Genomic DNA, 13,278 nt, shown 5'->3' on the forward strand with positions numbered 1-13,278 from the left:
CAGAGGTTCGCTCATGCGCAGGCTGATCCTGCTGCGGCACGCCAAGTCCGACCGTCCGCCGGGCGTGGCGGACCACGAGCGCCCGCTCAACGCGCGCGGGAAACGGGCTGCCCCGGCGGTGGGCGCCCACCTCGCGCGGGAGGGCCTATGTCCGGACCTCGCCCTGGTCTCCACCGCCGCGCGGACCCGCGAGACCTGGGCCGCGATGGAGGCGGCCCTCGGCAGCCCCGAGACGCGCTGGCATTCCGAGATCTACGAGGCGCCGGCGGACCGGATCCTCGGGGTGATCCGGCAGGCGCCCGACGCGGCCACCACGCTGATCGTCGTCGGCCACAATCCGGGCCTCGGCGACCTCGCCGCAATCCTCGCGGGCTCGGGACCGCGGGCGGCCCGGGACCGGCTGGCCCTGGAATTCCCGACCGCGGCCTTCGTGGTGATCGACTTTGACGGCGACCGCTGGGCGGAGATCGCGCCGGACCGCGGGCACCTCGACCGGTACGTGCGCCCGCGGGACATCGACCCGGATCTCGGCGGCTGACGCCTCAGGCGACCGGCACCGCCACGGCGTGCGCCTCGACCTCCGCGTGGGTCGGCAGGGGCGAGCCCGGCACGAAGGCCTCGAAGGCCGCCCAGAAATCCTGCCGGATCGCGTCGCGCTCGGTCAGGATCTCATGCCGGGAATCCGGCAGGACCAGGATATGGCCGGCCTTCAGCCGGGCGGCGAAGCGCTCGGTTTCCGCCGTGCCGCAGACCGGGTCGGCGCCCGCCGCGACGATCAGGGTCGGCAGCCCGATCCGCGGCGCCGCCCGCGGGTCGCGCAGCCGCGCCATCGCGCGGAACGCCTCCGCGAGCCACGCGATCGTCGGGTCGCCGACCGCGCCGGCGCCGACCTGCCGCGCCGCCGCGGCGTTGCGGGCGTAGCGGATGGGATCGCGCGACAGGCGGTTGCCGGCGTACGGGTTGGTGGCGATCGAGACCGGCTTGCCGAACGGGATGTAGCGGCTCCCGAGGCCGAGCCGCTGCAGGCCCCGCGACAGGATCGCGGCGCCGGCCGGCCAGCGGACCATCCGGATCGAAAGCATCGGCGCCAGGGTCACCAGCCGCCGGAACGGCAGCGCGCCGTCGAGGGCCGCGAGGAGCGCGACGCATCCGCCCATGGAATGCGCGAGGCCGACATGGGGCTCCGGCATCAGCGGCACCAGGATCGTCTCGGCCACCGCCCGCAGGTCGAGCCGGTAATCGTCGAACCGGGCGACGTGGCCCTTGTGGGGGTCGTCGACCCGGCGGTCCGATTCGCCCTGGCCGCGCCAGTCGAACGCCACGACGGCGAAGCCCCGGGCGCGCAGCTCGTGGATCGTCTCGTAGTACTTCTCGATGAACTCGGCCCGGCCCTGGAGCAGGCAGACCGTGCCCCGGCAGGTGCGCGCCGTGGTCTGCCAGTAGGCCGCCCGCAGGGTGCAGTCGTCGCGCGTGCCGACGGCGATCAGCGTGCCGCCCGGCGGGACCGGGTTGTCGGGCGTGCTGCGCAGCGTCAGGAGCGGCGGCTCGCGCCCGGTGTCACCGTCGAAGCGTCTCACTGGCCTCACCTCAGCGCCTCCGCGCATCGTCCGATACACGCCCGGATGCACTCTGCGACCGTAGCGAAAAAATCTCGTTTCCGACCCTCGCCGGGGGTCTTGAAGCGCGATTTTCCCCCTCCGATATCTCGTCTGTGCCGGCCGTCAGGCGGCACGAGAGACGGGTCCGGCCCATCGGGCGGACCGGAATTGCATGTTGCTCAGACGAGGATATGTCATGCGTCAGTTCGATCTCGCTCCCCTGTACCGCTCCACCGTCGGCTTCGACCGCCTGTTCTCCGCCCTCGACCAGTTCGCGAGCGCCGAGGCGGCCCCGACCTACCCGCCCTACAACATCGAGCGGACCGGCGAGAACGCCTACCGCATCACCGTCGCGGTCGCCGGCTTCACCGAGTCCGACCTGTCGATCGAGGTGCGGGAGAACGCGCTCACGCTGAAGGGCGAGCGCAAGGCCGAGGGCAGGGCGGAGTTCCTGCACCAGGGCATCGCGGCCCGCGCCTTCGAGCGGCGGTTCCAGCTCGCCGACCACGTCCAGGTGACGGGTGCGGCGCTCGAGAACGGCCTCCTCCACATCGACCTCGTCCGCGAGGTTCCGGAGGCGAAGAAGCCCCGTCGCATCGAGATCGCCTCGGCGGTGCGCCCCAGCGCCCCGGTGATCGAGGGCGACGTCCGCAAGGACGCGGTCCAGCAGGCCGCCTGACCCCGCCCCGCGCGGGAACCGTCGGGTCCACATCAGGTACCGATCAGGTTGTTGGAGCGCCCCGGCCCCGGCCGGGGCGCTTTCTCGTGGCGGCTGTCATAATGGCGTGTGGCCGTCGTGCTCTCTGTCGGATTCGACGGTGCACGGATGCGCACCCGGAGTGAACCCGACGATGGTCGCCAATCTCGCCCGCGGAGCCTACAGCGCGCTCGGAGCCGGCTGGCACAGGGGCGTGCAGTGGGGCGTCGGCGCGCCGATCGCCAAGCTGCGCCGCCGGTCGGTCCCGCTGCCGGGCGTCGAGGGCGTGGGCGGAATCGACGACGTGCTCTCGGCCGAGCGGGCGATCCGCCTGCCCGAGCCGTTCGAGGGTCGCAGCCTCGGCCGCATCGGCAGCCTCGAGGTCCGGCTGGCGACGCGGAAATCGGAGATCCGGCGGGCCCAGCGGCTGCGCTACAAGGTCTTCTACGAGGAGATGTCGGCGGTGCCCTCCGGGCTCGCCGCCCTGTCCCGGCGCGACGTCGACGGCTACGACGCGGTCTGCGACCACCTCCTCGTCCTCGACCACGCGGCGCCGCGGCGGAAGAAGCCCTTCGTCGAGCCGCGCCCGAAGGTCGTCGGCACCTACCGGCTGCTGCGCGGCGAGGTGGCCGAGCGGCATACCGGCTTCTACTCGGAGAGCGAGTACGACCTCGCGCCGCTTCTCGCCGCGCAGGGGCATCGGCGGCTCCTCGAGCTCGGCCGCTCCTGCGTGCTCAAGCCCTACCGGAGCAAGCGGACCGTCGAGCTGCTGTGGCAGGGGATCTACGCCTACGTCCTGCACCACCGGATCGACGCGCTGATCGGCTGCGCGAGCCTGGAGGGCACCGACCCGGACCGGCTGGCTCTACCGCTCGCCTTCCTGCACCACCATGCCCGCGCGCCGGAGGGCTGGCGGGCCCGGGCGCTGCCGGAGCGGGCGGTGGCGATGGACCGGATGCCGCGCGAGGCGGTGGACGCCAAGGCCGCCCTGCAGGCGCTGCCGCCCCTGATCAAGGGCTACCTGCGCCTCGGCGCCACCTTCGGCGACGGCGCGGTGATCGACCGCCAGTTCGGAACGACGGACGTGTTCGTCGCGCTGCCGGTCGAGGTGATCGGGGCGCGCTACCGGGGCCATTTCGCGCCGGCCGGGTAAGAGCGCGGGCCCTCGGAGGCGGGAGCCCGCACCGTCCTCGCGAGCGGAGCGGAGCGATCCAGCGTCCCGCGCTTCGCAGAATCGCGATGCCCTGGGTTGCCTCGCTCCGCGCGAGGACGACGGTGCGGCAGCCCCTCAGAGATCCCCCAGAGCCAGCTGACCCTGGTTGCGCGCCTTCGGCGGCGCGGCCTTGCGCTCCTTGGCTCGCCCGGAGGCGGGGCGCGCGGCGGCCGCCTTCCTGGGCTTCGGGTCGCCGCGCATCCGGGCCACCGCCTTGTCGCGGGCCACGGCCTCCGGGGCGTTCGGGTCGTCGCTCAGCCACTTGCCGCGCTTGATCACCTCGTTCACGCGGCCCTGGTTAACCCCGACCTTGAAGGCGATCTCCTGCTGGGTCATGCCCGTCGTGGCGTGCAGGTCCAGGATCGCCCGGGCGAGTTCCGGGGTCATCTTCTGTCCGGTCAGCCGCCGGGCGGGCTTCACCGTCCGGGTGGCGCGGTCGCGCTCGCGCAGGCGCTCCAGCAGCGCCAGCGCCATGTTCATGCCGTGCTCGCGCAGGGCCTCCTCGAATTCCTTCAGGGTCGCCATCGGCGCCATCCTCCGCCGGGCTCTCGGGCCGGGTGCTGGCCGGGGAACGTGCCGGGAACGAAGCGGTTGCGCAAGCCGATCTGGCGGGTGCCCTCCGCCGCGCCGGTGGATGACACCCGCCGTCCACCGGAAATGCGCGGCCCTGGCCTCCCTCCGGCGGCTCCGCTAGAGGGGGCCGGACCGTGACGGCCGCGGGCGCGCAGACGATGATCACCCCGATCCGCAGAATTGTCCCCGGCGAGGCGTCCGGCTCCCGGGCGCGGGGGCTGGAGGCCGCGGCGGTGCTGCTGTTCCCCGATCTGCCCTTCCCGTTCAGCGCGTTCGAGCGCCGGTTCACCGAGCGGCCTTTCGCGGACGGCAGGGCCGAGAACGTCAGCATCCACGGCGAGGCGGCCGAGCTGCGCGGCGCGGCCGGCACGCCGGAGGTGCAGGCGTCCCTGCGCCGGCTGCTGATCCGCGTCCCCGCCTTCACCCGGGACCCTCTCTCGGACCTCGTGATGCACGGCGCCATGGGCGGCCGCTACATGCTGGAGCAGACCGCCTACCTGCCGGTCGCCGCCCAGGCCGACCCGGACCTGATCCCGCAGCGCATCCTCGCGGCCAAGCTCGGCCGCGCCCTTCGCACCTGAGACAGGGACCGCACCGATGATCCTCGAAATCGCGCAGATTGAGATCAAGCCCGGCCTTGAGGCCGAGTTCGAGAAGGGCATCACCGAGGCCTCGGCGATCTTCAAGCAGGCTAAGGGCTGCCGGCACTTCGAGGTTCGGCGCTCGATCGAGCATCCGCAGCGCTACCGCCTGCTGATCCACTGGGACACGCTGGAGGCCCACACCAAGGACTTCACCGGCTCGCAGCCCTGGCAGGATTACCGCGCCCTGGTCTCCCACTGCTTCGCCGGCCCGGTCGCCGTCGAGCACGCCGAGCAGGTGCTGAAGGCGTTCTGAGCCTCGGCGCGAGGCCGGGCGGGGCCTACAGCGATCCGAAGCGTTGCGAGCCCGACCGCCGGTGCTAGGCTCCCGCGCGACGGGACCCGGAACGAATCATCGGGATTGCGGGTGGGGAACAGGCTGATGGCGCGGCTCGGACGGCTCGCGGGTGCCCTGGCGCTCCTCGGAGGAATCGCCAGCAATCCGGCCCTCGCCCAGACCTCGCCAGCCCTGTCCCCACCTGCGGCCCGCACCGCGCCCCGCCCGGCGACGGCTGTCGCCGCGCCGTTCGCCAGGACCTTCGTCCGGGCCGACCTCGCCAGCGCGGCGGTCCGCCTGGAGACCGCGCTGAAGGCGGAGGCCGGGGGCCCGCTGCGGCCCGCCGGCCAGTCCCGCGCGGCCGGGCTGGCCCTGCTCGCCGCCGACAAGCCCGACGAGGCGCTGGCGCCTTTGACCGCCGCGGTGGCGGCCGATCCCGCCGACGCGCGCAACTGGCAGGCCTATGCCCGGGGGGCCGCGGCGGCCCTGGGTGCCCTCGAGGACAACGACTACCAGGGCCGGTCGCGCCTGCGCGGGCGGGTGACGGCCGCCGCCTACCGCGCCTACGAGCGCGCCGGCACGGCGGCCGACGCCGCAGCCGCGCTGGCGGCGCTCGGCGCCGCCGAGGCCGAGCAGGAATCCTGGCGCCCGGCGCTCGACGCCTACGCGGCGAGCCTCGCCCTGGCCGAGACCGGTTCGGTCCGGGAGACCTACGAGACCGTGCGGGCGCAGCACGGCTTCCGCATCCTCGACTACAAGGTCGATTCCGACGCGGCCGCTCCCCGGGCCTGCTTCACCTTCTCGGAGGCGATCCGCCCCAAGACCGACTACGCCCCCTTCGTGGCCGTCTCCGGCAGCAGCGCGGCCGCCGTGACCGGGGAGGGCTCCCAGGTCTGCGTCGACGGACTCAAGCACGGCGGCCGCTACGCCATCGTGGTCCGCCAGGGCCTGCCCTCCGCGGTCGGCGAGAGCCTGCTCAAGGCCGCCGATTACGAGATCTACGTCCGCGACCGCGCCCCGCAGGTGCGCTTCACCGGGCGCAACTACGTCCTGCCGCGGACGGGCCAAGCGGGCGTGCCCCTGGTCTCGGTGAACGCGCCCAAGCTCGACGTCGAGGTTCTGCGGATCGGCGATCGCGGCCTGCTGCCGACCCTGCGGTCGGAGGACTTCCTGGGCCAGCTCAGCGGGTCCACCGCCCGGACGATCGCGTCTGAGAAGGGTCAGCGCGTCTGGAAGGGCACCCTCGACACCGCCAAGGCCGAGCTGAACCAGGAGGCCGTCACCGCCTTCCCGGTCCTTCAGGCCGTGGGCAAGCTCGAGCCCGGCCTCTACGTGATGCTGGCCCGCCCCTCCGGCACGGCCGCCTCCGACGAGGAGTACGACACCCAGGCGACCCAGTGGTTCGTGGTCTCCGACCTGGGGCTCACCGCCACTAAGGGCCGGGACGGGGTCACCGTGGTCCTGCGCTCGCTCGCCTCCGCGCAGGTGATGCCGGGCGCCGAGATCCGGCTGGTCGCCCGCAACAACGAGGTGCTGGGCACCCGGACCACGGACGCGCAGGGCCACGTCGCCTTCGATCCCGGGCTCGCCCGCGGGGAGGGCGGTCTGGCGCCGAGCCTCGTGGTCGCCCAGGCGGGCGGCGATTACGGCTTCCTCGACCTCAACCTCGGCGCCTTCGACCTCACCGACCGCGGCGTGAAGGGACGGCCCGAGACCGGCGGCCTCGACGCCTACCTGTTCCCGGAGCGCGGGGTCTACCGCACGGGCGAGACCGTCCAGCTCACCGCCCTGCTGCGCGACCCCCGCGGCGCCGCCGTGCCGGACCTGCCGCTGACCCTGGTGGTCAAGCGGCCGGACGGCGTCGAGTACCGGCGCGTCTCGGTGCCCGACCAGGGGCTCGGCGGCCGGGCCCTGCCGCTGCCGCTCCTGTCGGGGGCGATGCACGGCACGTGGCGGGTCTCCGCCTACACGGACCCGAAGGCGCCCGCGATCGGCGAGACCAGCTTCCTCGTGGAGGATTACGTCCCCGAGCGGCTGGAGGTGACCCTCAAGGCCCGGCAGGCGGCCCTGAACCGGGGCGAGGCCGCGCAGGTCGACGTCGCCGCCCGCTACCTCTACGGCGCCCCGGGCTCCGATCTCGACGTGTCGGGCAGTGTGACCGTGCAGGCGGCGGCCACCAGCGGCATCAAGGGACTGGAGACTTATTCCATCGGTCTCGACGACGAGGCCGTGGAGCCGACGACCCAGGAGTTGCAGGACCACGCCACCACGAACGCGCAGGGCGCCGCCACCGTCACGGTGCCGGTGCCCCAGGTCGCGGCGCCGCGGGCGCTGGAGGCGAAGATCACGCTGGCGGTCGGCGAGCCCGGAGGCCGGGCGCTGTCGCGCAGCCTGACCCTGCCGATCCTCCCGGCGAGCCCGGTCCTCGCCCTGCGCAAGGGCTTCACCGACCTCAAGGAGGGCGGGATCGCCGGCTTCGACGTGGTGTTCGCGCGCCCCGACGGGGCGCTCGTTGCCCGGCCGGGCGTGAGCTGGACCCTGTCGCGGATCGACTCCTCCTACCAGTGGTACCGGGCGGACGGGCGCTGGTCGTTCGAGGCGGTGAAGTCCGCCCGGCGCGTCGCCAGCGGCACCGTCGACCTCACGGCCGCCGGCCCGAGCCGGATCGAGGCGCCGGTCGGCCTCGGCCGCTACCGGCTGGAGGTCTCGACCGCGGGCGCTCCGGAGGCGGGTGCGAGCCTCGGCTTCGAGGTGGGCTGGGGCGGCTCCGAGACCGCGGAGGCGCCCGACCTGCTCGACCTGACCCTCGACAAGGCCGCCTACGCCGCCGGCGACACGCTGCGGGCCAAGCTCAGCCCGAAGTTCAAGGGTCAGGCCAGCCTGATGGTCGTCAGCGACCGCGTGCACCAGACCCTGGAGGTCAGCGTGCCGGAGGGCGGCACCACGGTCAGCATCCCGGTGAAGGCCGAGTGGGGCGCCGGTGCCTACCTGGTGGCCACCGCCTACCGGCCCCTCGACCAGGCGGCCAAGCGCCTGCCCGGCCGGGCGCTGGGTCTGGCGTGGTTCTCGGTGGACCGGGAGCGCCGCAGCCTCGGGGTCGCCCTGAAGGCGCCGGAGCGGGCGCGCCCGCGCCAGGACCTGACCCTGCCGGTCCAGCTCACCGGGCTGAAGGCCGGCGAGCCGGCGCGGATCACCGTGGCCCTCGTCGATGTCGGCATCCTCAACCTGACCCGCTACGCGGCGCCGGACCCGACCCAGTACTTCCTCGGCCAGCGGGCGCTCGGACCGGAGGTCCGCGACCTCTACGGCTACCTGATCGACGGCATGCAGGGCTCGGCCGGGGCGATCCGCTCCGGCGGCGACGCGGGCGGCGGCGAACTCGCCGATTCCCCGCCGACCCAGGCGCCGCTGGCGCTCTATTCCGGCGTGGTGACCGTGGGGCCGGACGGCGCGGCCAGCGTCACCTTCCCGATCCCGGCCTTCAACGGCACCGGCCGCGTCATGGTCACCGCCTGGAGCGGCGACCGGGTCGGGCAGGCCCAGGCCGACGTGATCATCCGCGACCCGGTCGTGCTCAGCGCCACGCTGCCGCGCTTCCTCGACACCGGCGACCGCTCGCGCCTGTTCGTGGCCCTCGACAACGTCGAGGGGCAGGCGGGCGACTACACGGTCGACCTGAGCCCGACCGGCCCGGTCGTGGTCGGCGCCAGCGCCCTGCGGCAGACGCTGCGGCTGGAGGCCGGCGCCAAGGGCCAGTTCGCGATCCCCCTCACCGCCGCCGGGCCGGGCACGGCCCGGCTCGACCTCGCTCTGACAGGCCCGGGCCTTCCCGGAGCGCTGAACCAGAGCTTCGCCCTCGGGATCTCGCCGGGGACGGGCGCCCTGCTGCGCCGCTCGGTGCGCAGCCTCGCCCCGGGGGCGAACCTGACGCTGACCTCGGACCTCCTCGCCGACCTGCAGCCGGGCACCGGCAGCGTCTCGCTCTCGGCCACGGCCCTGCCGGGGGTCGACGTGGCGGCCCTGCTCCGGGCGCTCGACCGCTACCCCTACGGCTGCTCCGAGCAGGTGGTGAGCCGGGCGATGCCGCTGCTCTACGTCAACAAGCTCGCGGCCCTGGAGAAGCTCGCCCTCGACAACGGCGCCGACGATCGGGTGCGCGAGTCGATCGAGCGCCTGCTCGCCCGCCAGGATTCGAGCGGCGATTTCGGCCTGTGGTCGGCGCAGGGGTCGAGCGACCTCTGGCTCGACGCCTACGTGACCGACTTCCTGACCCGCGCCCGCGAGCGCGGATTCGCGGTGCCGCAGAAGGCCTTCGCCCAGGCCCTCGACTACCTGCGCAACGCGGTGGCCAACGCCACCGAAGTGCGGGGCGGCGGCGCCGACCTCGCCTACGCGGCGTACGTGCTCGCCCGGAACGGGCGGCCGGTGATGGGCGACCTGCGCTACCTCGCCGACACCAAGATCGGCGACTTCTCCTCCGCCCTCGGGCGCGCGCAGCTCGCCGCCGCTCTGGCGCTGCTCGGCGACCGCGGCCGCGCCGCCAAGACCATGGAATCGGCGCTCACGATCCTGCGCGCCGAGCGCGACAAGGGTGTCTACCGCGCCGATTACGGCTCCCGCCTGCGCGACGGTGCCGGGCTGATCACGCTCGCCGCCGAGAGCGGGCTGGCGCAGGGGGCGCTGGGCCCCGCGGCTTCCGTGCTCGGCGAGGAGCAGCAATCCGAGCGCTCGACGAGCACGCAGGAGAATGCTTGGCTGGTGCTCGCCGCCGAGAGCCTGTCGAACGAGGCGGGCACTCTCTCGTTCACCCTGGACGGCGCCCCGCAGACCGGCCTGCTGGCCCGGGTTTATCGGGAGGCGACCCTGGCCGACCGGGGCGTTCAGCTCACCAATACCGGCCGCGCGCCTGTGCAGGTGGCCGTGACCGTCAACGGCAGCCCCCTGGTGCCGGAGCCTGCGGCGCAGCAGGGCTACACGATCGAGCGCAGCTTCCGCCGCCTCGACGGCAGCGTCGTCGATCCGGCGAGCGGCCTGCGCCAGAACGACAGGCTGGTGGTGGTGCTCAAGGTCACCGAGGCCAAGGCGGAGGCGGCGCGGCTCCTGCTGGTCGATCCGCTGCCGGCGGGGCTGGAGATCGACAATCCGAAGCTCCTCGACGCCGACGCGCTCCAGGGGCTCGCCTTCGCCAAGTCCGACGTGCAGCCGGTCCACACCGAGTTCCGGGACGACCGGTTCGTGGCCGCCTACGACCGCGACCCGAGCCAGTCGGCCTTCTTCACCGTAGCCTACACGGTGCGGGCGGTCTCGCCCGGGACCTACGTCCATCCGGGCGCCACCGTGGAGGACATGTACCGGCCGGCGCGGTTCGGCCGGACCGCCTCGGGCAGCGTGACGGTCGGGGCGGCGAAGTAGGGCGGGCGGCGTTCGCGCGCTCCGCTGGTCGGGGTCCGCCCGTCATCGCGAGCGCAGCGAAGCGACCCAGGACAGCGCGCCATCGGTGAGCGTGGCGCTACCCTGGATTGCTTCGCTGCGCTCGCAAGGACGGGGGTGCGGAGGCCGTCGTCCGGATCCGACTAGGACGTCAAGGCGCAACCCGCCGGGCCGGGCTGCTGCGTTGCGGCAGGCACATGGTGCGCTGCGGAACCGCCGCGAGCGCCCACCCATTCCTTCAGGTCCCGTTCGGAACCCGTGGAGCGATGCCCGATGCCGGACCTCGACGCGCTCGCCGGCTCCGCAGCCCGCGCGCTGGCCTACCTGCCATGGTGGGCCGAGAGCCTGATCCTCATCGTTGCCTGCTGCGCCGTGGTGATGCCCCTGCACGGGATCGTCTACCGGGCGATGAAGCGGGCGGTCGCGGGCAAGAGCCTGTTCTGGCGCTCGCTGGTGTCGCGCACCCGCGGGCCGAGCCGCCTCGGCCTGATCGTGGTGGCGATCAGCCTCGCCTCGACCACCGTGCACCTGTCCTGGGAGGTGCGGATCGCCCTTAACCAGATCCTGCTGGTGGCCTTCGTGACGCTGACCGGCTGGTGCTGCGCCACCGCGCTCCACATCGCCACGGTGATCTACCTGCGGCGGTTCAAGCTCGACGCCGAGGACAACCTCCTGGCGCGCAAGCACTTCACGCAGATGCGCATCCTGGAGCGGGCCGGCGTGACGCTGGTGGCCCTCGTCACCCTGTCGGTGGCGCTGATGACCTTCGAGCCGGTGCGCCAGTACGGCGTCAGCCTGCTCGCCTCGGCGGGCGCGGCGGGCCTCGTCCTCGGTCTCGCCATGCAGCCGGTCCTGTCGAACCTCGTGGCCGGTATCCAGATCGCCATCACGCAGCCGATCCGGATCGAGGACGCGATCATCGTCGAGAACGAGTGGGGCTGGGTCGAGGAGATCACCGCGACCTACGTGGTGGTCCGCCTCTGGGACTGGCGCCGGCTGGTCCTGCCCCTGACCTACTTCATCCAGAAGCCGTTCCAGAACTGGACCCGCGACGGCGCCTCGCTGATCGGCAGCGTGTTCGTCTACGTCGACCACCGGGCGCCGGTGGCAGCGATGCGCGAGAAGCTCGCCGAGATCGCCAGGGCTACGCCCCTGTGGGACGGCAAGGTGGTGAACCTCCAGGTCTCGGACGCGAAGGAATCCACGATCGAGATCCGAATGCTGGTGAGCGCCCGCAACGCGCCCCAGGCCTGGGACCTGCGCTGCGTGGTCCGCGAGGCGATGATCACGTGGCTCCAGGCCGAGCACCCGGAGGCCCTGCCGCGGCACCGGACGGAATGGGTCGGGGCCGCGGAGGCGCCACTGCGCAGAGCCGATGCACGACGTTTTGCTGCGTGAGCCGCCCCGTCATCGCGAGCGCAGCAAAGCGACCCAGGGCAGCGCGCCATCGGTGAGCGTGGCGCTACTCTGGATTGCTTCGCTGCGCTCGCAAAGACGGGTGTCAGTCATCGGCGCCCGCGTAGAAACTCTCCACGCCGATGCCTTCCTCCTGCATTAGCCGGGCGCGGGCGCGCAGCTTCTCGGTCTCGCTCTTGAGCTGGCCGCAGGCCGCCAGGATGTCCCGGCCGCGGGGCGTGCGCACCGGCGAGGCGTAGCCGGCGTTGAACACGATCTCGGAGAAGCGCTCGATCCGGTCCCAGTCCGAGCACTCGTAGCGGCTGCCCGGCCAGGGGTTGAATGGGATCAGGTTGATCTTGGCCGGGATGCCCTTGAGCAGGCGCACCAGCTCCCGCGCGTCCGCGTCCGAATCGTTGACGCCCTTCAGCATCACGTACTCGAAGGTGATCCGGCGGGCGTTGCTCAGGCCCGGATAGGCCCGGCAGGCCGCGAGCAGCTCGGCGATCGGGTATTTCCGGTTGAGCGGCACCAGCTCGTCGCGCAGGTCGTCGCGCACGGCGTGGAGCGAGATCGCCAGCATGGCGTTGGCCTGCTCGCCGAGCCGCGGGATCTGCGGCACGACCCCCGACGTCGAGACCGTGATCCGGCGGCGGGACAGGGCGAGCCCCTCCTGGTCCGACATCACCCCGACCGCGTCGACCACGGCGTCGAGGTTGTAGAGGGGCTCGCCCATGCCCATGAACACGATGTTGGTCACGAGCCGGCCGACCTCGCCGGAGCCGCCGGCGTCGCGGCTCGGCATCTGGCCGGGCCAGTCGCCGAGCTCGTCCCGGGCGGTGACGAGCTGCTGCACGATCTCGGCCGCCGAGAGGTTGCGCACGAGGCGCTGCGTGCCGGTGTGGCAGAACGAGCAGGTCAGCGTGCAGCCGACCTGGGAGGACACGCACAGCGTGCCGCGGTCGGGCCCCGGAATGTAGACGCACTCGATCTCGGCGCCGCGGTTGTGCTCCTGCCGGTTGGTCGGCGCCATGCGCAGGAGCCACTTGCGGGTGCCGTCGCGCGAGACCTGCCGGCTCGCCACCTCCGGCCGCTCCAGGGTGAAGTGCTCGGCGAGCTGCGCCTTCAGCGCCTTGCCGACGTTGGTCATCTCGGCGAAGTCGGACGCCCCGCGGAAATTGACCCAGTGCCAGACCTGGCCGGCGCGCATCCGGCTCTCGCGCTCGGGCACGCCCATGCCGATGAGCTGTGCCTTGAGGGCGTCGCGGGTCAGGCCGACCAGCGAGGGGCGGCGGCCGGGCAGCGCCTCGGGGAGGAGATCCGGCGCCTTCTCGATCGCGGCATCGGCCGCGCGGGCGCTGTCGAGCGACGGCGTCGCCATGGCGTTCAAACGATCCATACGTTGGAAAGGGTCTGATATAGGCGATCGCGGCGGCGAAGGCGAATGCGTGCCG

At 73.0% G+C, this 13,278-nt stretch carries 10 protein-coding genes; 7 read left to right on the plus strand and 3 right to left on the minus strand.

The genetic code is table 11. The annotated features are described in order from the left end of the window. Positions 1-13: 13 nt before the first annotated feature. Positions 14-538 carry a histidine phosphatase family protein gene (locus tag ASG32_RS06045; RefSeq protein WP_056523497.1) on the plus strand — a complete coding sequence of 175 codons (525 nt, stop codon included), beginning with the start codon at positions 14-16 and terminating at the stop codon, positions 536-538. A gap of 4 nt (positions 539-542) precedes the next feature. On the opposite strand, the gene ASG32_RS06050 is transcribed toward ASG32_RS06045, so the two are convergent. Continuing rightward, positions 543-1,577, minus strand: a complete 1,035-nt coding sequence (locus ASG32_RS06050) for an alpha/beta hydrolase (protein WP_056523499.1) — start codon at positions 1,575-1,577, stop codon at positions 543-545. Between the two features lie 217 nt (positions 1,578-1,794). Here ASG32_RS06050 and ASG32_RS06055 point away from each other — a divergent pair, with 217 nt between their 5' ends. Next, positions 1,795-2,277, plus strand: a complete 483-nt coding sequence (locus ASG32_RS06055) for an Hsp20 family protein (protein WP_056523500.1) — start codon at positions 1,795-1,797, stop codon at positions 2,275-2,277. Between the two features lie 172 nt (positions 2,278-2,449). Continuing rightward, positions 2,450-3,448: a GNAT family N-acyltransferase gene (locus ASG32_RS06060; RefSeq protein WP_056523569.1), complete on the plus strand. Its 999-nt coding sequence runs from the start codon at positions 2,450-2,452 to the stop codon at positions 3,446-3,448. Positions 3,449-3,583: 135 nt separating this feature from the next. On the opposite strand, the gene ASG32_RS06065 is transcribed toward ASG32_RS06060, so the two are convergent. After that, positions 3,584-4,033 (minus strand): DNA-directed RNA polymerase sigma-70 factor, encoded by a 450-nt coding sequence (locus ASG32_RS06065; protein ID WP_026604809.1) that lies wholly within the window; start codon positions 4,031-4,033, stop codon positions 3,584-3,586. A gap of 206 nt (positions 4,034-4,239) precedes the next feature. On the opposite strand from ASG32_RS06065, the gene ASG32_RS06070 reads away from it, so the two are divergent. The 4 genes from ASG32_RS06070 to ASG32_RS06085 all read left to right on the plus strand — a co-directional run bounded on the left by ASG32_RS06070 (position 4,240) and on the right by ASG32_RS06085 (position 11,827). Continuing rightward, positions 4,240-4,662, plus strand: coding sequence for a Kdo hydroxylase family protein (locus tag ASG32_RS06070; protein WP_082557768.1), 423 nt, complete (start codon positions 4,240-4,242; stop codon positions 4,660-4,662). Between the two features lie 16 nt (positions 4,663-4,678). Continuing rightward, positions 4,679-4,978, plus strand: coding sequence for an antibiotic biosynthesis monooxygenase family protein (locus ASG32_RS06075; RefSeq protein ID WP_010685588.1), 300 nt, complete (start codon positions 4,679-4,681; stop codon positions 4,976-4,978). Positions 4,979-5,104: 126 nt separating this feature from the next. Further along, positions 5,105-10,411 carry an alpha-2-macroglobulin gene (locus tag ASG32_RS06080; RefSeq protein ID WP_056523505.1) on the plus strand — a complete coding sequence of 1,769 codons (5,307 nt, stop codon included), beginning with the start codon at positions 5,105-5,107 and terminating at the stop codon, positions 10,409-10,411. A gap of 291 nt (positions 10,412-10,702) precedes the next feature. Continuing rightward, positions 10,703-11,827, plus strand: coding sequence for a mechanosensitive ion channel domain-containing protein (locus tag ASG32_RS06085; protein WP_056523507.1), 1,125 nt, complete (start codon positions 10,703-10,705; stop codon positions 11,825-11,827). A 103-nt stretch (positions 11,828-11,930) separates the two neighbouring features. Here the strand turns inward: ASG32_RS06085 and rlmN are convergent, their stop codons facing one another. Then, positions 11,931-13,205: a 23S rRNA (adenine(2503)-C(2))-methyltransferase RlmN gene (rlmN, locus tag ASG32_RS06090; protein WP_056523509.1), complete on the minus strand. Its 1,275-nt coding sequence runs from the start codon at positions 13,203-13,205 to the stop codon at positions 11,931-11,933. Positions 13,206-13,278: the final 73 nt, after the last annotated feature.

The organism is Methylobacterium sp. Leaf361 (genome assembly GCF_001424445.1).
GTDB lineage: Bacteria > Pseudomonadota > Alphaproteobacteria > Rhizobiales > Beijerinckiaceae > Methylobacterium.